The sequence below is a fragment of the Corynebacterium sp. LK33 genome, from assembly GCF_014334955.1.
GTDB lineage: Bacteria > Actinomycetota > Actinomycetes > Mycobacteriales > Mycobacteriaceae > Corynebacterium > Corynebacterium jeikeium_D.
Map to the genome: position 1 here is coordinate 104,220 of NZ_PDGU01000022.1, position 21,708 is coordinate 125,927.

Annotated in this window: 17 protein-coding genes; 16 read left to right on the forward strand and 1 reads right to left on the reverse strand. The window is 58.6% G+C overall.

The genetic code is table 11. The features are described from left to right. Window positions 1–184: 184 nt before the first annotated feature. The 6 genes from CRD20_RS06830 to CRD20_RS06855 all read left to right on the forward strand — a co-directional run bounded on the left by CRD20_RS06830 (window position 185) and on the right by CRD20_RS06855 (window position 11,454). Window positions 185–817 carry a hypothetical protein gene (locus CRD20_RS06830; RefSeq protein ID WP_069359387.1) on the forward strand — a complete coding sequence of 211 codons (633 nt, stop codon included), beginning with the start codon at window positions 185–187 and terminating at the stop codon, window positions 815–817. 387 nt (window positions 818–1,204) lie between these two features. Next, window positions 1,205–1,717 (forward strand): 50S ribosomal protein L10, encoded by a 513-nt coding sequence (rplJ, locus tag CRD20_RS06835; protein WP_016422046.1) that lies wholly within the window; start codon window positions 1,205–1,207, stop codon window positions 1,715–1,717. Between the two features lie 124 nt (window positions 1,718–1,841). Next, window positions 1,842–2,225 carry a 50S ribosomal protein L7/L12 gene (gene rplL, locus CRD20_RS06840; RefSeq protein ID WP_016422047.1) on the forward strand — a complete coding sequence of 128 codons (384 nt, stop codon included), beginning with the start codon at window positions 1,842–1,844 and terminating at the stop codon, window positions 2,223–2,225. 222 nt (window positions 2,226–2,447) lie between these two features. Continuing rightward, window positions 2,448–3,413 (forward strand): DUF3068 domain-containing protein, encoded by a 966-nt coding sequence (locus tag CRD20_RS06845; RefSeq protein WP_049170045.1) that lies wholly within the window; start codon window positions 2,448–2,450, stop codon window positions 3,411–3,413. A gap of 432 nt (window positions 3,414–3,845) precedes the next feature. Then, window positions 3,846–7,334, forward strand: coding sequence for a DNA-directed RNA polymerase subunit beta (locus CRD20_RS06850; RefSeq protein WP_042388391.1), 3,489 nt, complete (start codon window positions 3,846–3,848; stop codon window positions 7,332–7,334). A 148-nt stretch (window positions 7,335–7,482) separates the two neighbouring features. Then, entirely contained in the window at window positions 7,483–11,454 is a 3,972-nt protein-coding gene (locus tag CRD20_RS06855) for a DNA-directed RNA polymerase subunit beta' (protein WP_187405116.1), read from the forward strand. 305 nt (window positions 11,455–11,759) lie between these two features. Here CRD20_RS06855 and CRD20_RS06860 read toward each other — a convergent pair whose 3' ends face one another. After that, window positions 11,760–12,407, reverse strand: coding sequence for an SDR family oxidoreductase (locus CRD20_RS06860; protein ID WP_187405117.1), 648 nt, complete (start codon window positions 12,405–12,407; stop codon window positions 11,760–11,762). A 542-nt stretch (window positions 12,408–12,949) separates the two neighbouring features. Here CRD20_RS06860 and rpsL point away from each other — a divergent pair. The 10 genes from rpsL to rpsS all read left to right on the forward strand — a co-directional run bounded on the left by rpsL (window position 12,950) and on the right by rpsS (window position 21,707). Then, window positions 12,950–13,321 (forward strand): 30S ribosomal protein S12, encoded by a 372-nt coding sequence (gene rpsL, locus CRD20_RS06865; RefSeq protein ID WP_038627636.1) that lies wholly within the window; start codon window positions 12,950–12,952, stop codon window positions 13,319–13,321. Between the two features lie 3 nt (window positions 13,322–13,324). Further along, window positions 13,325–13,795 carry a 30S ribosomal protein S7 gene (gene rpsG / locus CRD20_RS06870; protein WP_049193220.1) on the forward strand — a complete coding sequence of 157 codons (471 nt, stop codon included), beginning with the start codon at window positions 13,325–13,327 and terminating at the stop codon, window positions 13,793–13,795. A 299-nt stretch (window positions 13,796–14,094) separates the two neighbouring features. Further along, complete coding sequence (gene fusA, locus CRD20_RS06875; RefSeq protein ID WP_080985608.1) at window positions 14,095–16,227, forward strand: elongation factor G; 2,133 nt, start codon at window positions 14,095–14,097, stop codon at window positions 16,225–16,227. Window positions 16,228–16,729: 502 nt separating this feature from the next. Next, complete coding sequence (tuf, locus tag CRD20_RS06880; RefSeq protein ID WP_016422054.1) at window positions 16,730–17,920, forward strand: elongation factor Tu; 1,191 nt, start codon at window positions 16,730–16,732, stop codon at window positions 17,918–17,920. A gap of 671 nt (window positions 17,921–18,591) precedes the next feature. Beyond that, window positions 18,592–18,897: a 30S ribosomal protein S10 gene (gene rpsJ, locus CRD20_RS06885; RefSeq protein WP_003938093.1), complete on the forward strand. Its 306-nt coding sequence runs from the start codon at window positions 18,592–18,594 to the stop codon at window positions 18,895–18,897. Between the two features lie 31 nt (window positions 18,898–18,928). Further along, the gene (rplC, locus tag CRD20_RS06890) at window positions 18,929–19,585 is read left to right on the forward strand and encodes a 50S ribosomal protein L3 (RefSeq protein WP_005509762.1); all 657 of its coding nucleotides are present in this window, start codon (window positions 18,929–18,931) and stop codon (window positions 19,583–19,585) included. Next, window positions 19,582–20,229, forward strand: coding sequence for a 50S ribosomal protein L4 (gene rplD / locus CRD20_RS06895; protein ID WP_049190610.1), 648 nt, complete (start codon window positions 19,582–19,584; stop codon window positions 20,227–20,229). The genes rplC and rplD overlap by 4 nt, the downstream gene beginning before the upstream one ends. Further along, window positions 20,229–20,534 carry a 50S ribosomal protein L23 gene (gene rplW, locus CRD20_RS06900; protein ID WP_005509869.1) on the forward strand — a complete coding sequence of 102 codons (306 nt, stop codon included), beginning with the start codon at window positions 20,229–20,231 and terminating at the stop codon, window positions 20,532–20,534. Before rplD ends, rplW begins: the two co-directional genes overlap by 1 nt. A 37-nt stretch (window positions 20,535–20,571) precedes the next feature. Continuing rightward, the gene (gene rplB / locus CRD20_RS06905; RefSeq protein ID WP_016422056.1) at window positions 20,572–21,414 is read left to right on the forward strand and encodes a 50S ribosomal protein L2; all 843 of its coding nucleotides are present in this window, start codon (window positions 20,572–20,574) and stop codon (window positions 21,412–21,414) included. A gap of 14 nt (window positions 21,415–21,428) precedes the next feature. Beyond that, window positions 21,429–21,707: a 30S ribosomal protein S19 gene (gene rpsS, locus CRD20_RS06910; RefSeq protein ID WP_005509882.1), complete on the forward strand. Its 279-nt coding sequence runs from the start codon at window positions 21,429–21,431 to the stop codon at window positions 21,705–21,707. The last annotated feature ends 1 nt before the right edge of the window (window position 21,708 follow it).

The following is a 21,708-nucleotide window of genomic DNA, read 5'->3' on the forward strand; positions in this document are numbered from 1 at the left end:
TAAAACCGCCGCCGCGCGCACTTTCCAGAGTGTGTGAGGTGGCGGTTTTGCATTGGCATAAGGGGTATCGATAGCGCGGTGGGGGCTTGGGCGCGGTAGACGTCGTAAAGCGAATTGCTAATCCAAACAACTAATCCAGGCGAAATGGACTCACAGCCAAAGTTTGTTGCTTAAAATCGCGACTATGACGTTAATTTTGGAACCCGAAGAAGGGCTGGAGGCGCTCGGCGAGATTAATCGCCTGGCGCAGCTCGACGACGGTTCCGGAATTATTGAACCGCAGCTCATCTCGTATCTCGACTCGTTGGGCGACGACGCCTATGACATGCCCTGCCTGCGCATCGCGGGACAGACTCTGCTGGGCGAGGTACTGACGGGGCTAGGGGAGGACGAGCGCGTAGCTGAGGTCCTTCGCCGCAATATCCAGGACTCTGTGGTGCTTCCGGGGATGAGTGAGGAGGAAGCTCTACAAGCTCGGGCGGCGCAGGTCGTGGTCGTGCGGCTGTTGCGCATCATCGCGCGGATGGAGGCCGTCGAGCTGCGTAATGTCGTGGCGCAGCAGTGCCTGGCATCGCAGATCCCGCCGGTTGTGCGCGTGGCACTGACACTCACCGTGGATATTCTCGACGCCGCCAGATTGGACGCACATCCCGACGACATGGTGCGCGTGGTGCTCGACTACGCCGACCAAGTGCTCTGGCTTGCCGACGACGACCTGAATGCGTACTTTGCCGAGCTCGAGATGATTGTCCAGCAACGTGAGAAGGACCTGGAGTTCGGCCGCTTCGGAGAGCCAGGTGCGGCGCGGTTTGGATAGGCGATTTGGTTAATTGCCAGGGTCTGGTATAAAGTTTCGTCACGAAGTTTGACCGGCTTCCAATCGGTACCAACATCGAGTTGGGAAGATGGAGGTTGGTACTCAAGTTTCACCGAAGACCGTCGGTCATTCGCTTTGAAAGAAGCGGATTGAAGGTTTCATTGTAGGAATACAGTGAGCGGCCCACGCAGGAGGACTTGGAAGCGCTTGCGCAGTTTGACTTCACCTGTTGACCTTAGGGTCGGCGGAGTTGAAGTGGAACATGCCAAAAGAATTGTGCGCCCCATCCTTGTGCGAGGATTGGGGCGTTTGTTGTATTTGCGCAAAAGAATCCTTCACTTGGCCGAGCGGAAAATTGCAAAGACCAGGAAGGAGGCGAGAGTACACATGGCAGCAAATGCTGAGAAGATTGCAGCTGTTGCAGCGCTGAAGCAGGACGTTGAAGAGTCCAACGCTATCGTGCTGACTGAGTACCGCGGCCTGTCCGTTGCGGAAATCACGGAACTGCGTCGCGCCCTCGGTGCTGATGTTAAGTACTCCGTCGCCAAGAACACCATGATCAAGATCGCTGCCGACGAGGCAGGGATTGAGGGTCTTGATGAGCACCTGAACGGCCCGACTGCAGTCGCCTTCATCAAGGGCGAGGCTGTGGATGCGGCTAAGGCGATTAAGAAGTTCGCCGGTGACAACAAGAACCTCGTGATCAAGGGCGGCTACATGGACGGTGCTGCAATGGATGCAGCACAGTTCGAGGCTCTTGCGGATATGGATAACCGTGAGACCACGCTGGCAAAGCTGGCTGGTGCCTTCAACGGCGTTCTGGCGAACGTCGCTGGCCTGCTCGACGCTCCGACCTCCTCGGTTGCCCGCCTTGCTGCGGCACTCGAGGAAAAGAAGTAATCCCGAGCGGCTCGCGATCTACGCGAACTAAATCACGCGAAAAACTTTTCAATATCACTTTGACGGCTTCGACCCCAGGGATCTCTGAGGGGAGCGGCCGCACCACACTCATAGGAGAATATCCATGGCTAAGTACACCACTGAGGAACTGCTCGAGGCTTTCAAGGAAATGACCCTCGTTGAGCTCACCGAGTTCAAGAAGGCTTTCGAGGAAGAGTTCGACGTTACCGCTGCTGCTCCGGTTGCAGTTGCTGCTGCAGGCGCTGCTGGCGGCGAGGCTGCTGCTGAGGAGAAGGACGAGTTCGACGTCGTCCTCGAGGACGCTGGCGCTAAGAAGATCGGCGTTATTAAGGCTGTCCGCGAGATCGTCTCCGGCCTGGGCCTGAAGGAGGCTAAGGAGATGGTTGAGTCCGCTCCGAAGGCTATCCTGGAGGGTGCTTCCAAGGACGACGCTGAGGCTGCTAAGGCTAAGCTGGAAGAGGCTGGCGCAAAGGTTGCCCTCAAGTAATTCAATTACTTGCCTCGGCCCCGGTAGCGGCCTAAAGCTACCAATTCTGACCGCCAATTCTGGGCTTCGTGCCCGGGGTTGGCGGTTCTTTTTTTCTGGGGCCTTTGCTAACCCACCTGACCCGGGCAAAACCTCACTAATCTCACCCGTCACAGGGAGTTGAGGCAAAAACCAGCCCACTCATTGTCTTGATTACCCTTATTGGCCTGTAAAGTATCTAACATGCTCTCACGGCCGAGAATTCTGTCTATCCTTCTGTTGGGTCTAGGCACCGCACTGCTTGCTGCTGGCATTTTGCTGCCCAAAGTGCTCAATGTTGATCCCAAAATGCCGCTTGACCTGCCGCCGGTGTCGTATACCCTGCGGGCGGAAGACGGCGTATCCACCAGGATTAACGAAGAGGGCAAGCGGGAAGAAGTGCACTCGCCGCTGCAGCGACAGCTTCACGGCGTGCTCATCGAACCCGCGGATGCGGACAAGGTTTCGCTCCGCGTCGGCGTGACTGAAATGCGTGAGCTTCCCCCTGAGGTTATCGGCACCGACCCGCTGACGGAGCTTATCGAGGCCAATATCTGGACAGTTACCATCGACCGACTCACCGGCGAGGCGCTGGCTCCTGCGACGCTTGTCGACCGCATGGCGGGCGTTCCACGGTCAGTGGCTTTCGAGGGGAACTGGGTGAAGCTCCCGGCCGACACGGAGGAAAAGGAATACCTGATCTTTGATGATCTCCTCCACGATTCCTTGCCAGCAAAGTTTGTCGGGGAAGAGGAGCGCGGTGGTAACCGTGTCCTGCATTTCCGTCAGGACATTGAGAAGACGAATCTCGCCCAGAAGTACCGTTCTTATGTCTCTCAGCTAACCCAGGATGACAAGTCCGGCTTCCTCCAGTACCAGGGCACCCGTGATTTGTGGGTTGAGCCCAAGTCTGGCTCGGTCATCGATATGGCCGAGGACATCCACCTTTGGTGGGAGACCCGCGACGGCGAGCCGATCATGGACTACCTGCGCTTCAACGGCAAGATGGACGAAGGCCTTTCCAATCAGCTTCTCTTTGGCGCAATACAGAATTTCCAGCGCCCAGCTCTAGAGCCGTGGTCAATCGGCCTCATTGCGTCCGGTTCAATTCTGGTATTCATCGCAATCGTGGGCATCGTGCGTCCTTCGACCCGTCGTAAAGCAGAGTAACGCTTTACGACGGCCATAGCGCCCAGGCCTCATCGTTATATCGGTAACGGGTGAATGCGACACGCCCGATTTGTCAAGTTGTACTAGACAACTGCCAGTTTTTGATATAGGCTAAATCGTTGCGCTGGAATTAGTGTATCTGTCGCCAGCTCTTTTATAGTTTGCGCTCGGAGCGCGGGGCTATTACGTAGCACCGTTTTTCGTGCATCTAGCTGTTAAAGGAGTTGCTGCGGCGCCGCCGTTAGGGCTCGGGGCTCGCCTTTAAAGGCTGGTCTTGGAGGCCAAGTGGCGGGGGAATCACTTTCGTGTGTGACCAAAGGTTAGACGCAAAGTATCCCGGTGCGCAACAGAAATAATTCCTGCAACTTGAATCGCGTATAAACCAAGCGGGCGGAGCGCACCACCGGTTGCCGGTGTGCTCCACCGCGTGAGGTGCTGGAAGGACGCATCTTGGCAGTCTCCCGCCAGACCAAGGCAGTAACCGGTATTCCCGGAGCTTCGAAGAGGTACTCGTTTGCAAAGATTCAGGAGCCGATTGCGGTTCCTGGTCTGCTCGACCTGCAGCGTGAGTCTTTCGCATGGCTCATTGGCACGCCTGAGTGGCGTGCTCGTCGCCAGGAGGAGCTCGGAGAAGACGCTCGGGTTACCAGCGGTCTCGAAGATATTCTAGAAGAGCTCTCTCCGATCGAGGACTACTCCCAGAAGATGTCCCTGACGCTGTCGGACCCATGGTTCGACTCCGTCAAGAACACCGTGGATGAGTCCAAGGATAAGGACATCAACTACTCGGCTCCCCTCTACGTCACCGCGGAGTTCACCAACCGCGAGACCGGTGAGATCAAGAGCCAGACCGTCTTCATCGGTGACTTCCCGATGATGACGGACAAGGGTACGTTCATCGTCAACGGAACTGAGCGTGTCGTTGTTTCTCAGCTGGTGCGCTCTCCGGGCGTCTACTTCGATGAGACCATCGACAAGTCCACCGAGCGCCCGCTGCACTCGGTGAAGATTATTCCGTCGCGCGGTGCGTGGCTGGAGTTCGACGTCGACAAGCGGGACACCGTCGGCGTTCGTATTGACCGTAAGCGTCGCCAGCCGGTCACGGTTCTGCTGAAGGCTTTCGGCTGGACCACCGAGGAGATCAAGGAGCGCTTCGGCTTCTCTGAGATCATGATGGCCACCCTGGAGAAGGACGGTGTTGCAAACACCGACGAGGCCCTGCTGGAGATTTACCGCAAGCAGCGCCCGGGTGAGCCGCCGACGCGCGAGTCCGCGCTGGCTCTGCTGGAGAACAACTTCTTCAAGCCGAAGCGCTACGACCTGGCTAAGGTCGGTCGCTACAAGGTCAACCGCAAGCTGGGCCTGGGCGCTGATGCCTCCGGCGAGATGGTTCTGACCGAGCAGGATATTGCTACCACCATCGAATACCTTGTGCGCCTGCACGACGGCGAGAATGTTATGACCTCGCCGGAAGGTGTCGAAATCCCGGTTGAGACCGACGATATCGACCACTTCGGTAACCGTCGTCTGCGTACCGTAGGCGAGCTGATTCAGAACCAGGTCCGCGTGGGTCTGTCCCGCATGGAACGTGTGGTTCGTGAGCGCATGACCACTCAGGACGTGGAGTCGATCCAGCCGACCACCCTGATTAACGTGCGCCCGGTTTCCGCGGCTATCCGTGAGTTCTTCGGTACTTCCCAGCTGTCCCAGTTCATGGACCAGAACAACTCGCTGTCGGGTCTGACCCACAAGCGTCGTCTGTCCGCACTGGGCCCGGGTGGTCTGACCCGTGACCGTGCTGGCCTTGAGGTTCGAGACGTTCACCCGTCCCACTACGGTCGCATGTGTCCAATTGAGACCCCAGAGGGTCCGAACATTGGCCTGATTGGTTCGCTGTCCTGCTACGCACGCGTGAACCCGTTCGGTTTCATTGAGACTCCGTACCGTCGCGTCCGCGATGGTGTCATCACCGACGAGGTCGACTACCTCACCGCTGATGAGGAAGACCGCTACGTCGTCGCGCAGGCCAACACCCCGATCGACGAGAACGGCCACTTCGTTCAGGAGACCCTGTCTGTTCGTAAGAAGGGTGGTGACGTCGAGTCCGTCCGCGCCGATGAGGTCGACTACCTCGATGTTTCCCCGCGTCAGATGGTCTCCGTGGCTACCGCCATGATTCCGTTCCTCGAGCACGACGACGCTAACCGTGCCCTGATGGGTGCGAACATGCAGCGCCAGGCTGTGCCGCTGCTGCGTTCGGAGGCTCCGTTCGTCGGTACTGGTATGGAGCAGCGTGCTGCTTACGACGCCGGCGATGTCATTGTCGCTTCGGCCACCGGTGTGGTCGAGACCGTGTCGGCTGACTTCATCACCATCATGGATGATGAGGGCCAGCGCCACACCTACCTGCTGCGCAAGTTTGAACGCACCAACCAGGGCACCTGCTACAACCAGAAGCCTCTGGTTGACGAAGGCCAGCGTGTTGAGGCCGGCCAGGTCATCGCTGACGGTCCGGGTACCGACAACGGTGAGATGGCACTTGGTAAGAACCTGCTCGTGGCATTCATGCCGTGGGAAGGACACAACTACGAGGACGCCATCATCCTGAACCAGCGCATGGTTGAGGAGGACATCCTGACCTCGATTCACATCGAGGAGCACGAGATTGATGCCCGCGACACCAAGCTGGGTCCGGAGGAAATCACCCGTGACATCCCGAACGCATCCGAGGAGATGCTGAAGGATCTGGATGACCGCGGTATCGTCCGCATCGGTGCTGACGTTCGCGACGGCGACATTCTGGTCGCTAAGACCACCCCGAAGGGTGAGACTGAGCTGACTCCGGAGGAGCGCCTGCTGCGCGCTATCTTCGGCGAGAAGTCCCGCGAGGTCCGTGACACCTCCATGCGTGTCCCGCACGGTGAGTCCGGCAAGGTCATCGGCGTCCGCGTCTTCTCCCGTGAAGACGATGACGACCTGGCACCGGGTGTCAACGAGATGGTCCGCGTCTACGTTGCGCAGAAGCGCAAGATCCAGGACGGCGACAAGATGGCAGGTCGCCACGGTAACAAGGGTGTTATCGGCAAGATCCTGCCGCAGGAGGACATGCCGTTCCTGCCGGACGGTACCCCGGTCGACATCATTCTGAACACTCACGGTGTTCCGCGTCGTATGAACATCGGCCAGGTCCTCGAGGTTCACCTCGGCTGGCTGGCGAAGGCCGGCTGGAGCATTGAGGGCGACCCGGATTGGGCTAAGCGTCTTCCGGCAGACCTGCACGACGTTCCGTCCGACTCCCTGGTCGCAACCCCAGTGTTCGACGGTGCTGAGAACGAGGAGCTCGCTGGTCTGCTCGCGTCGTCCCGCCCGAACCGTGACGGCGAGGTGCTGGTCAACGCTGACGGTAAGGCCACGCTGTTCGACGGCCGCTCTGGCGAGAAGTTCCCGTTCCCGGTTTCGGTGGGCTACATGTACATGCTGAAGCTGCACCACCTGGTCGACGAGAAGATTCACGCTCGTTCCACCGGTCCGTACTCCATGATTACCCAGCAGCCGCTGGGTGGTAAGGCCCAGTTCGGTGGTCAGCGCTTCGGTGAGATGGAGGTGTGGGCAATGCAGGCATACGGCGCTGCCTACACCCTGCAGGAGCTGCTCACCATCAAGTCCGATGACGTGGTTGGCCGCGTCAAGGTCTACGAGGCAATCGTGAAGGGCGACAACATTCCGGATCCGGGTATTCCGGAGTCGTTCAAGGTGCTTCTGAAGGAACTGCAGTCGCTCTGCCTGAACGTTGAGGTCCTTTCGGCCGACGGCGTTCCGGTTGAGTTGGGCTCCTCCGACGATGAGGAACTCGACCACGCGACCGCTTCCCTCGGCATTAACCTGTCCCGCGATGAGCGTTCCGACGCTGACTCCGCATAGTTTCTCGCTTAACGACGAAACATTGCGTGAGTATCAGGGTCGGGAAGCCCTAACTCGCGAATAACCCAACACAGACGACAACGTACAAAAACCTCCGCAGAGAATTTGGTTTCCGCATTACTTCGATGCGGAGGGAAAGGGAAAACAGGTGCTCGACGTCAACAACTTTGACGAGCTCCGGATTGGGCTCGCTACCGCCGACGACATCCGCCGCTGGTCTCGCGGTGAGGTCAAGAAGCCCGAGACGATTAACTACCGTACGCTGAAGCCGGAAAAGGATGGCCTTTTCTGTGAGCGTATCTTCGGCCCGACCCGTGACTGGGAGTGTGCTTGTGGTAAGTACAAGCGCGTTCGCTTCAAGGGCATCATCTGTGAACGCTGTGGCGTTGAGGTGACCAAGTCGAAGGTTCGCCGTGAGCGCATGGGCCACATTGAGCTGGCCGCTCCGGTCACTCACATCTGGTACTTCAAGGGTGTGCCGTCCCGCCTCGGCTACCTGCTCGACTTGGCTCCGAAGGATCTGGAAAAGATCATCTACTTCGCCGCCAACATCATCACTTCTGTGGATGAAGAGGCTCGCCACAACGACCAGGAAACCCTCGAAGCAGACATGCTCGTGGACAAGAAGCTGGTTGAGGACGACCGCGACCAGGAGCTGGCCGAACGCGCCCAGACCCTGGAAGAGGATCTGGCTGAGCTCGAGGCAGCCGGTGCCAAGGCTGACGCCCGCAAGAAGGTTCAGTCTGCAGCCGAGCGCGAGATGCGCCACATCCGTGAGCGCGCCCAGCGCGAGCTGGATCGTCTCGACGAGATCTGGAATACCTTCATCAAGCTCGAGCCGAAGCAGATGATTATCGACGAGGGTATTTACACCGAGCTCGTCGACCGCTACGAGGATTACTTCACCGGTGGTATGGGTGCTGAGGCTATTCAGACCCTGATTCGCAACTTCGACCTGGCCAAGGAGGCCGAGGAGCTGCGCGAGATTATTCGCGACGGCAAGGGACAGAAGAAGATGCGCGCCCTCAAGCGTCTGAAGGTTGTCACTGCATTCCTGCAGTCCGGCAACGACCCGGCCGCTATGGTGCTTGACTGCATCCCGGTGATTCCGCCGGAGCTGCGCCCGATGGTGCAGCTCGACGGTGGCCGCTTTGCGACCTCAGACCTGAACGACCTCTACCGTCGTGTTATCAACCGCAACAACCGCCTGAAGCGCATGATTGACCTCGGCGCTCCGGAGATTATCGTCAACAACGAGAAGCGCATGCTTCAGGAATCCGTTGACGCACTGTTCGACAACGGACGTCGTGGCCGCCCGGTCACTGGTCCGGGTAACCGCCCGCTGAAGTCCCTGAGCGACCTGCTCAAGGGTAAGCAGGGTCGTTTCCGTCAGAACCTGCTGGGTAAGCGTGTTGACTACTCCGGCCGTTCGGTTATTATCGTCGGCCCGCAGCTGAAGCTGCACCAGTGTGGTCTGCCGAAGCTGATGGCTCTCGAGCTGTTCAAGCCGTTCGTGATGAAGGAGCTCGTGGCCAAGAGTTACGCGCAGAACATCAAGAGCGCAAAGCGCATGGTTGAGCGTCAGCGCCCAGAGGTGTGGGACGTCCTCGAAGATGTCATTACCGGACACCCGGTTCTGCTGAACCGTGCACCTACGCTGCACCGCCTGGGTATTCAGGCGTTCGAGCCGGTCCTGGTTGAGGGTAAGGCAATTCAGCTGCACCCACTGGCATGTGAAGCTTTCAACGCTGACTTCGACGGTGACCAGATGGCAGTCCACCTGCCGCTGTCCGCTGAAGCACAGGCCGAGGCTCGTGTCCTGATGCTGTCCTCGAACAACATTCTGTCGCCGGCTTCCGGTAAGCCGCTGGCTATGCCGCGTCTGGATATGGTCACTGGCCTGTACTTCCTGACGCTGGAGAAGCCGGAGCTGCCGGGTGGCCACCAGGATGCCACCAAGGACGCACCGGAGCAGGGTATTTACACCAGCCCGGCCGAGGCCATCATGGCTTACGACCGCGGTGCAATTGGCCTGCAGAGCCCGATTAAGGTTCGCATCAGCCACCTGCGTCCGCCGGCTGAGATTGAATCCGAGCAGTTCCCAGACGGTTGGAACAAGGGCGATACTTGGCTGGCTTCGACCACGCTGGGCCGCGTTATGTTCAACGACCTGCTGCCGTGGAACTACCCATACGTCGAAGGTGTTATGGCTAAGAAGCCGCAGGCTGCGATCATCAACGACTTGGCTGCCAAGTACCCGATGATCACGGTCGCTCAGACCGTCGACAAGCTCAAGGATGCTGGCTTCTACTGGGCTACCCGTTCTGGTGTCACCATTGCTATGTCTGACGTGCTGGTTCTCCCGAACAAGCGGGAGATCCTGAACGGCTACGAAGAGAAGGCCGCCACGGTGGAGAAGAAGTTCCGCCGCGGTAAGCTCTCGGCTGCTGAGCGTCACGAGTCGCTGGTTAACCTGTGGAAGGCCGCGACGGCTGAGGTCGGTGAAAAGGTCGAGGCTCTGTACCCGGATGACAACCCGATTCCGATGATCGTGAAGTCGGGTGCTGCCGGTAACATGGGCCAGATTCACTCGCTGGCCGGCATGAAGGGTATGGTTACGAACCCGCGTGGTGAATACATCACCCGTCCGATTAAGACCTCCTTCCGCGAAGGCCTGTCGGTTCTCGAGTACTTCAACAACTCGCACGGTTCCCGTAAGGGTCTGGCCGATACCGCGCTTCGTACCGCTGACTCGGGTTACCTGACCCGTCGTCTGGTCGACGTTGCGCAGGACGTCATCGTTCGCGAAGAGGACTGTGGCACCCACGATGGTGTCATTGTCGAGATCGGCGAGGATGTTCTGGACGCAGCCGGCAACCCGACCGGCGAGATCCGTCGTGCGAAGTATGTCGAGACCGCCGCGATTGCTCGTGTGCTGGCAGCCGATGTCACCGACGCTGAGGGCAATGTCCTTATCGCGGCTGACACCGACCTGAACGACGACCACATCACCCTGGCTCTCAGCCACGGTGTCAAGGAAGTCAAGGTCCGCTCGGTTCTGACCTGTTCCACCGCAACCGGTGTCTGTGCCAAGTGCTACGGTCGCTCGATGGCAACCGGCAAGCTGGTCGACATCGGAGAGGCTGTCGGTATTGTTGCTGCGCAGTCCATTGGTGAGCCGGGTACCCAGCTGACCATGCGTACGTTCCACCAGGGTGGTGTCGGTGGCGACATTACCGGTGGTCTGCCGCGTGTCCAGGAGCTGTTTGAGGCCCGCGTGCCGAAGAACAAGGCTCCGCTGGTCCGCGAAAACGGTCGCGTGCGCCTGGAGGAGGACGAGCACTTCTACACGCTCACCCTCATCCCGGATGCCAACAGCGAGGACGAGGTCGTATACGACAAGCTGTCCAAGCGTCAGGGCCTGGCTGAAATCACTGTCGATGGCCGTCGTCGCGCCATCCGCGATGGTGACCACGTGGTCAAGGGTCAGCAGCTGCTCAAGGGCGCTGCCGATCCGCACGAGGTCCTCGAGGTTCTGGGCCGCCGAGGCGTCCAGCGCCACCTCATCGAGGAAGTCCAGTCGGTCTACCGTGATCAGGGTGTGGCCATTCACGACAAGCACATCGAGGTTATCGTCAGCCAGATGCTGCGCCGCGTGATTGTGTCTAAGCCAGGTGACTCCGACCTGCTGCCAGGTGCACTGGTCGAGCGCTCCACGGTCATGGCTAAGAACCGCGAGATTGTCGCCTCCGGTGGCAGCGTCATCGAGGGCCGTCGCGTGCTGATGGGTATTACCAAGGCATCGCTGGCCACCGAGTCCTGGCTGTCCGCCGCCTCCTTCCAGGAGACGACGCGCGTGCTTACCGACGCCGCTATCAACAAGCGCTCGGATAAGCTCATCGGCCTGAAGGAGAACGTGATCATCGGTAAGCTGATCCCGGCTGGTACGGGTATCTCGCGCTACCGCAACATCACGGTTGAGCCGACTGAGGAAGCTGCCCGCCAGGCAGCCGCTCCGTTCGCTTCCTTCGGTGAGGGCTTCTACGGCGCCGAGGACACCTACGGCATCGACCAGGTCGGTTCCGCAGTTCCGCTGGATGACATCGGAACCTTCGAGTAAAAACCAATAGCTTTGCGGCAGTGGCTGGGGGAGCGGGAGAATTCCATCGGTCACTGTCTGGCAAAGCACCTCGCCTAACAGTTGGGGCTTCGTGCTCTACCTGTTAGGTGGCAACCGGAAAAATCCTCCGGCACAGTTGTGGCTTACTAGCGGATTGCTAGTTCGTCACGGTCGTGCCGGAGGATTTTTCTTTGTCGAGGAAACCCAACTGGAAAACTCGGCTGGAGACTGAAGAAAGGCGATAGGAACAGAGGCAGAGGCAGGGGAGGGAGGGAGGGCTAGGGGTCCGTCCCGGCCTCCTTCCTCTACATCTTGAGAGCCTCTGCAATCGGGGTGTTGCCCTCGTTGAAGTTAATCATGCGACCAACGGTAGCCTCGTTGAACACGGTCTGCGCGATGACATTGGCAACGGTCGCACGAGCGACCTCGCCTGCCTTGTCCGCCGTGGTGTCGATGGAATCCTGGCCCTCGTTGAGAGTGAGCGCACTCGGGCCGAGAATGGTCCATTCCAGGTTTGAAGCGCGCAGCGCTTCGTCGGCTGCAGCCTTGGACTCGGCATAGGCAAAGAAGCTGTGATCCTCTGGAACGCCATGGTCGTGGCCCGCACCAAAGTAAGAGACCATCACGTAGCGCTTAACGCCAGCCTGCTCGGCTGCGGCAATCGAAGTAATAGCTGCGTCGCGGTCGATCGCGTAGGTCCGTTCTGGTGAACCTCCACCAGCGCCGGCGGACCAAATCACAGCGTCGTGCCCGCTGAGAAGGTCCGCAAACTGTCCGGTCGAGAGACTGGCGATGTCGTAAACGGCTGGTGTGGCGCCGAGAGCCTCGATATCCGGAACCTGGTCGGGGTTGCGAATAACAGACGTGACCTCGTAGCCATCGTCGATAAGTAGGGGAGTAGCGATTTGAGCCACCTTGCCGTGGCCGCCAATGACAATAACCTTCTTAGACATGTCCCCACCTATACGCTGCCAGTACACTGCTGGCAATGAAGAAGGCATTCGCCTGTGGTGAACATGGCGATTAAGTTTCTCCAGTGCTGATGCAGGACAGTACTATGGGCAAACCGAACGGACGGCCGAATTGGCCGAGTTATCGATTCAAACCGGCATAGTAACGTCTGCGTCTTTTGGGGCGAGGCGCGCCGTGCTGAACACCCAAAAATTTGATCACCAAGCCCACAAGCGCTCAAAGTGCTTGAAATTTTTGTGCCATTACCAGGGTGTTTGGACTAAACCCGCAGCTCGCGTACTGTTATACAACGATCCCAGAAAAGAATTGGGAACTTGAGACATTACCCAGTAGGCCAGCGAGAGCGGCTGACTGGGTTTCGCACGTTCAAAATCCCTCCATTTCTTGCGTTCAACCGATGGGCTCACCACTGGATGAGTAATAACTTTTCTTGTGATGCATTCACACGGAAGGTGGTTACTCCGCTGCGGTTGGCATCGGTCGTGAGAATGTCCAGCGAGGATTGAAAACAGAAAGAGGCTTCATGCCCACTATTCAGCAGCTGGTCCGCAAGGGCCGCCATGACAAGAAGGCTAAGGTTGCAACCGCAGCTCTGAAGGGTTCCCCTCAGCGCCGCGGCGTTTGCACCCGTGTTTACACCACCACCCCGAAGAAGCCGAACTCGGCTCTTCGTAAGGTCGCTCGTGTTCGCCTGACCTCCGGTGTCGAGGTTTCGGCTTACATTCCGGGTGAGGGCCACAACCTGCAGGAGCACTCCATGGTGCTCGTTCGCGGTGGTCGTGTTAAGGACCTCCCGGGTGTCCGCTACAAGATCGTCCGTGGTTCCCTTGACACCCAGGGCGTCAAGGACCGCAAGCAGGCTCGTTCCCGCTACGGCGCAAAGAAGGAGAAGTAAGCCATGCCACGTAAGGGCCCAGTACAGAAGCGTCCTGTCGTCAACGACCCGGTCTACGGCTCCCCTCTGGTGTCGCAGCTGGTCAACAAGGTTCTGATCGACGGTAAGAAGTCGACTGCAGAGCGCATCGTCTACGGTGCACTTGAGATGTGCGAAGAGAAGACCGGTACTGATCCGGTGCTGACTCTGAAGCGCGCAATCGAGAACGTCAAGCCGGCTCTTGAGGTTCGTTCCCGCCGTGTTGGTGGCGCCACCTACCAGGTCCCGGTCGAGGTTCGCCCGGGCCGCGGCACCACGCTGGCACTGCGCTGGCTGCTGATGTTCTCCCGTCAGCGCCGTGAGAACACCATGACCGAGCGTCTCGCTAACGAGATCCTTGATGCATCCAACGGCCTGGGTGCATCCGTCAAGCGTCGTGAGGACACTCACAAGATGGCGGAAGCTAACCGCGCATTCGCTCACTACCGCTGGTAATCGCTTATCGACGGAGGCCGCGAGTGGTCACCGTCGTAAAGCAGCTGCCGGTATGTCAACGGCGCGCGTCGGTCGCGGTCCACGGATCTTTAAGGGTCACTCAATAGGGGCCAGCCCGGCGCTTACACCCGATGTCTTGCGTAGAATTTACGCAATAGGTGTACGTCACGGCGCGACTTCGCGCCAAGACGGTGGCATTATAGATAAAGCAAACCCGACCGACGGCGGATTTGACGGCCAATTGCAATCCCGTAATTGAGTCTCACCGCCAAACCGATTTGAAACGAGTGGGGAATCAAGTGGCTGAAGGTGCACTTCCCGTAAAGAAGGACCTCCACAAGGTCCGCAACATCGGCATCATGGCGCACATCGATGCTGGTAAGACGACTACGACCGAGCGCATCCTGTACTACACGGGTATTAACCGCAAGGTCGGTGAGACTCACGATGGTGCGTCCACAACCGACTGGATGGAGCAGGAGAAGGAGCGCGGTATCACCATTACCTCCGCTGCTGTGACCTGTTTCTGGAACGACAACCAGATCAACATCATCGATACCCCGGGCCACGTCGACTTCACCGTTGAGGTTGAGCGTTCCCTGCGTGTGCTCGACGGTGCCGTCGCAGTCTTCGACGGTAAGGAAGGTGTCGAGCCGCAGTCTGAGCAGGTTTGGCGTCAGGCTCAGAAGTACGATGTCCCGCGTATTTGCTTCGTCAACAAGATGGACAAGCTGGGCGCTGACTTCTACTACACCGTTGGCACCATCGTTGACCGCCTCGGTGCTAAGCCGTTGGTTATGCAGCTGCCGATTGGCGCTGAGGATGACTTCGACGGCGTTGTTGACCTGCTGGAGATGAAGGCCCTCATGTGGCCGGGCAAGGTTGAGATCGGTACTCCTGCGCAGGTCGAGGAGATTCCGGCGGACATGGTCGACAAGGCTAACGAGTACCGTGAGAAGCTCATTGAGACCGTCGCTGAGTCCGACGAGGAGCTCATGGAGAAGTACTTCGGTGGCGAAGAGCTGACCATGGACGAGATCAAGGGTGCCATCCGCAAGATGGTCCTGAACTCTGAGGTCTACCCGGTCTACTGTGGTACCGCCTACAAGAACAAGGGTGTTGAGCCGCTGCTCGACGCTGTCATTGACTTCCTGCCGAATCCGCTGGACATCGGTGAAGTTCACGGCCACCAGATGGGCGACGAGGACGTCGAAATGGTCCGTAAGCCGTCTAAGGATGAGCCGTTCTCCGCTCTCGCATTCAAGATTGCTGCTCACCCGTTCTTCGGCAAGCTGACCTTCGTCCGCGTTTACTCCGGTCGCGTGGAGCCTGGTCAGCAGGTCCTGAACGCCACCAAGGACAAGAAGGAGCGCGTCGGTAAGCTGTTCCAGATGCACGCCAACAAGGAGAACCCTGTTGACGAGGCAGTGGCAGGTAACATCTACGCCTTCATTGGTCTGAAGGACACCACCACCGGTGACACCCTGTGTGCACAGGATGCTCCGATTGTTCTGGAGTCCATGTCCTTCCCGGATCCGGTTATCGACGTTGCTATTGAGCCCAAGTCCAAGGCCGACCAGGAGAAGCTGAGTACCGCTATTCAGCGTCTGGCTGAAGAGGATCCGACCTTCACTGTTCACCTGGATGAGGAAACCGGCCAGACCGTTATCGGCGGTATGGGCGAGCTCCATCTCGACGTCCTGGTTGACCGCATGAAGCGCGAGTTCAAGGTTGAAGCAAACATCGGTAACCCGCAGGTTGCTTACCGCGAGACCATCCGCAAGCCGGTCGAGAAGTTCGAGTACACCCACAAGAAGCAGACCGGTGGTTCGGGTCAGTTCGCCCGCGTCATTATTGCTCTGGAGCCGTACGCTCCGGCTACTGACGAGGTGGAAGAGGGCGAGTCCACCACTTACAAGTTTGTCAACGAGGTCACTGGTGGTCGTGTTCCGAAGGAATACATCCCGTCTGTCGACGCTGGTATTCAGGACGCAATGCAGTACGGTACCCTCGCTGGCTACCCGCTGGTGAACATCAAGGCAACCCTGCTCGATGGTGCTTACCACGAAGTTGACTCCTCTGAAATGGCCTTCAAGATCGCTGGTCAGCAGGCTATGAAGGAAGCTGTTCAGAAGGCTAAGCCGGTCCTGCTCGAGCCGATGATGGCCGTTGAGGTCATTACTCCGGAAGAGTACATGGGCGAAGTTATCGGCGACATCAACTCCCGTCGTGGCCAGGTCAACTCCATGGAAGACCGCACCGGCGTCAAGGCTGTCAAGGCTCTGGTTCCGCTGTCCGAGATGTTCGGCTACGTTGGTGACCTGCGCTCCAAGACCCAGGGTCGCGCTAACTACACCATGATCTTCGACTCCTACGCTGAGGTTCCGTCCTCCGTGGCCGAGGAGATCATTGCAGCTCGTACCGGCGCTTAAATCGCGCCGGCAGGGTGGGGCACTCAATCAGAGCTGACCCCATCCCTGCACGCACTGCAGTGTCGCTCTTTTTAGGGAACGCAGTGCGAGGGTCTGCAGCTTTAGTAGATTCCCTCTAGCTTTGACTGTGCTAAGACATCGTCAGACTGTTGGCGTGTGTTAGCACAGGCAAGCTCTAGGGGGTAGCTGCTCGCAATTCATATCGTTGGGCGATTTTAAATCGCAACTCAAATATCTAGCATTTATGCAGGTAAATGACGATGTGAGTTGCTGGCCGTTACCCACCCTTAACTAGGGGGTTGGTCTGGTTTGGAAAACTCCAGTATCCTGCCCTAGTATCGAGTAACTGGCACAGTGAAAGAATAGTGCTCTTTTGCGCGCGCACGTTCCGAAGTCGTAAGCGAACAGCTTGAAGGCTTCTGATGTTGTGAAGGCGGATTGAGTGACCACAAAATTGTGGCTGCGAGAGTCGTGGCCACCTAGACCTCCAGGAGGACTAAAAGTGGCAAAGGCGAAGTTCGAGCGTACGAAGCCGCACGTCAACATCGGTACCATTGGTCACGTTGACCACGGTAAGACCACCACTACCGCCGCTATCACCAAGGTTCTGGCTGACAAGTTCCCGGACCTGAACGAGTCGTTCGCTTACGATGCCATCGATAAGGCACCGGAAGAGAAGGAACGTGGCATTACCATCAACGTTTCCCACGTTGAGTACCAGACGGAGAAGCGCCACTACGCTCACGTCGATGCCCCGGGCCACGCCGACTACATCAAGAACATGATTACCGGTGCTGCTCAGATGGACGGCGCAATCCTGGTTGTCGCTGCTACTGACGGCCCGATGCCGCAGACTCGCGAGCACGTTCTGCTGGCTCGCCAGGTTGGCGTTCCGTACATCCTCGTTGCGCTGAACAAGTGCGACATGGTCGACGACGAAGAGATCATCGAGCTCGTCGAGATGGAGGTCCGCGAGCTGCTGGCTGAGCAGGACTACGACGAGGAAGCTCCGATTGTCCACATCTCCGCACTGAAGGCTCTTGAGGGCGAAGAGAAGTGGGTCAACTCCATCGTCGAGCTGATGGAAGCTTGCGACGAGAACATCCCGGATCCGGTTCGCGAGACCGACAAGCCGTTCCTGATGCCGATTGAGGACATCTTCACCATTACCGGTCGCGGCACCGTTGCTACCGGTCGTGTTGAGCGCGGCGTTCTGAACGTTAACGACGAGGTCGAGATTCTGGGCATCAAGGAGAAGTCCCAGAAGACCACCGTTACCGGTATCGAGATGTTCCGCAAGCTGCTGGATTCCGCTGAGGCTGGCGACAACTGTGGTCTGCTGCTCCGCGGTACCAAGCGTGAGGACATCGAGCGCGGTCAGATCGTTGCTAAGCCGGGCGCTTACACCCCGCACACCGAGTTCGAGGGTTCCGTCTACATCCTGTCCAAGGATGAGGGCGGCCGTCACACCCCGTTCTTCGACAACTACCGTCCGCAGTTCTACTTCCGCACCACCGACGTCACCGGCGTCGTTTCCCTGCCGGAAGGTGTCGAGATGGTCATGCCGGGCGACAACGTTGACATGTCTGTCAAGCTGATCCAGCCGGTCGCAATGGACGAGGGCCTGCGCTTCGCTATCCGCGAGGGTGGCCGCACCGTCGGCGCTGGCCGCGTTACCAAGATCGTTAAGTAAGGTTTCTCCCCATAGGGGAAATGCTTTAACTTAAGTCTTAGAAGAATCCCGACTCCGCGTAAGCGGAAGTCGGGATTTTTGTATCTGTGCATAGCCGACACTAGACGGAGCGGGGGCGGCGCAATAGCCGTCGTCAAGCAGACTGTGCCGTAATGGGTGTGATGTACGTTGCACTTTGGAATCGTGATTTTACATTCGTAGCCCGGACGTGCTTTAATACGGAGGTTGCTTTAACAAAGGCGTTCGCGCCAATTGTTGTATCAGGCCCAGCTGGGAACCAGTACGAAATTGGATTTAGCGCCTATGGTAAGGCGAGCATGACCACGTAGGGAAGTTTCTTCCCAATCGTGCCTCACGGAGAAAAACGGGCGACACGCCCGACCGCGGGGGTCGGAGGTGGCATGGCAAATTAACAGCGGCAGTAGGCAAAATGAAGAGCCCCACGAGGGGGACTTGTTTTCCACTGGGATTTGAGTGCAAGGCGTTATTCGTCCGCTCGGGTCATGGCCAAAAGTTAATTTGCCATGACGATCGAAGACGAAATCGCTTTGAAGTAATGCACAACCCAGTTTTAATTTCTGGCGCTGGCCATAGTTGCTGACGGCGTCGAGAAACATTGACAGGGTCGACGCCCCTTTAATTGGGGCGCGCCGACCGAGGAGAGGACAAGCGTGGCCGGACAGAAGATCCGCATCAGGCTCAAGGCCTACGACCACGAGGCTATCGACGCTTCTGCGCGAAAGATCGTGGAGACCGTTACCCGTACGGGTGCACGCGTCGTTGGCCCGGTGCCGTTGCCAACCGAAAAGAACGTTTACTGCGTTATCCGTTCGCCGCACAAGTACAAGGACTCGCGCGAGCACTTCGAGATGCGCACTCACAAGCGTCTGATCGACATTCTCGATCCAACGCCGAAGACCGTCGATGCACTTATGCGCATTGACCTTCCGGCAAGTGTCGATGTGAACATTCAGTGATCCTGGACTTTTGGTAGCGGAGACAAGATAAATGAGTGAAAACGAGATCAAGGGCATCCTGGGCACGAAGCTCGGTATGACTCAGATCTTCGACGAGGAGAACCGCGTTGTTCCGGTTACCGTCGTTGAGGCTGGGCCGTGCGTAGTGACTCAGGTGCGCACTAAGGAAACCGACGGCTACGACGCCGTCCAGATTGCATACGGCGAAATTGACCCGCGTAAGGTCAACAAGCCGGAGGCCGGCCACTTCAAGAAGGCCGGTGTGACCCCGCGTCGCCACAGCGTTGAGATTCGCACCCCGGACGCCTCCTCTTACGAGGTCGGCCAGTCCGTTGGTGTCGACATCTTCGGCGAAATTGAGTACGTCGACGTCACTGGTACCTCTAAGGGCCACGGCTTCGCCGGTGGTATGAAGCGCCACGGCTTTGCTGGCCAGGGTGCTGCTCACGGTAACCAGGCTGCTCACCGTCGTGTTGGTGGCATTGGCGCTTGCGCCACGCCAGGACGCGTCTTCAAGGGCAAGCGCATGGCAGGCCGCATGGGTAACGACCGGGTCACGACCCAGAACCTGAAGATCCAGAAGGTTGACGCTGACGCGAACCTGCTGCTCATCAAGGGCGCAGTTCCGGGTGCACGCGGCGGCCTCCTGGTTGTTAAGACTGCCACGAAGGGTGGTGCTCACGCATGACCAACCTCAAGCTAGACGTACACACCGCTGAAGGCGGCGTGAACGGTTCGGTTGAGCTTCCTGCTTCCGTGTTCGACGCGGAGGTGTCCATCGCCCTGATGCACCAGGTTGTTGTCGCACAGCGTGCAGCAGCTCGCCAGGGCACCCACAAGGTCAAGACCCGCGGTGAGGTTCGCGGCGGTGGCCGCAAGCCGTGGCGCCAGAAGGGTACCGGTCGCGCTCGTCAGGGTTCGATCCGTGCTCCGCACTGGACCGGCGGTGGCATTGTCCACGGCCCGGTGCCGCGCGACTACAGCCAGCGCACCCCGAAGAAGATGATTGCAGCTGCTCTGCGCGGCGCACTCTCTGACCGTGCTCGCCACGACCGCATCCACGTTGTCGAGGAACTGGTCCCAGGCCAGACCCCGTCCACCAAGGCAGCTCGTACTTTCGTCGAGCGTCTGACTGAGCGCCGCAACGTGCTCGTCGTTCTGCCGCGCGAGGACGTCAACTCGTGGAAGTCGGTTCGTAACCTGCCAGGTGTCCACATCCTGTCTGAGGATCAGCTGAACACCTACGACGTTCTGAAGGCCGATGACGTCATCTTCGCCGTTCAGGCACTCAATGACTTCATCACTCGCACCGCCGGTAAGGAGGAGAAGTAATGGCTACCATCGCAGATCCCCGCGACATCATTGTTGCACCGGTAGTGTCTGAGAAGTCCTACGGACTCATGGAGCAGGGCGTTTACACGTTCCTGGTCCACACCGACGCTAACAAGACCCAGATCAAGATCGCGGTCCAGGAGATTTTCGGTGCCAAGGTCGCTTCCGTCAACACCCTCAACCGTGAGGGCAAGCGCAAGCGTTCCCGCACCGGCTACGGCAAGCGCAAGAACACCAAGCGCGCCTACGTGACTCTCGCGGCCGGCAGCGATCCCATCGACATCTTCGGCGGTTCGGCAGCTTAGCCGCTAGCCGACGAGGAAGTTAAGGAAGAGCAAAAGTATGGCTATTCGTAAGTACAAGCCGACTACGCCGGGTCGCCGCCAGAGCTCCGTCTCCGAGTTCAGCGAGATTACTCGCTCGACTCCTGAGAAGTCTCTGCTGCGCCCGCTGTCGAAGACTGGTGGCCGTAACGTTCACGGTCACATCACCACTCGCCACAAGGGTGGCGGACACAAGCGCCAGTACCGTGTCATCGACTTCCGTCGTAATGACAAGGACGGCATTCCGGCAAAGGTCGCTCACATCGAGTACGACCCGAACCGTACCGCCAACATCGCACTGCTGCACTATGCAGACGGTGAGAAGCGCTACATCATCGCTCCGAAGAACCTGAAGCAGGGTGCCATCGTTGAGTCCGGCGCTAATGCCGACATCAAGGTTGGTAACAACCTGCCGCTGCGCAACATCCCGACCGGTTCCACTATTCACTGCGTGGAGCTCAAGCCGGGCGCTGGTGCACAGCTGGCACGTTCTGCTGGTGCTTCTATTCAGCTTCTCGGTAAGGAAGGCAAGTACGCAGTTCTGCGTATGCCGTCCTCTGAGATCCGCCGCGTCGACGCACGTTGCCGTGCAACCGTCGGTGAGGTCGGAAACCAGGATCAGATTAACATCCGTTGGGGCAAGGCCGGCCGTATGCGCTGGAAGGGCTGGCGCCCGACTGTCCGCGGTGTTGTCATGAACCCGGTCGACCACCCGCACGGTGGTGGTGAGGGTAAGACCTCCGGTGGTCGCCACCCGGTTTCCCCGTGGGGCCAGAAGGAAGGCCGCACCCGTAAGCCGAACCGTCCGAGCGACCAGCTGATCGTTCGTCGCCGTCGTACCAACAAGAATAAGAAGCGCTAAGGAGGGAACTGAGAATGCCACGCAGCCTTAAGAAGGGCCCGTTCGTCGATGAGCACCTCCTCGCGAAGGTCGATGCACAGAACGAGAAGGGCACCAAGCAGGTCATCAAGACCTGGTCTCGCCGCTCCACGATTCTCCCCGATTTCATCGGCCACACCTTCGCCGTTCACGACGGTCGCAAGCACGTGCCGGTGTTCGTGGATGACTCTATGGTCGGCCACAAGCTGGGCGAATTCGCCCCGACCAAGACCTTCAAGGGTCACGTCAAGGATGACAAGAAGGGACGTCGATAAG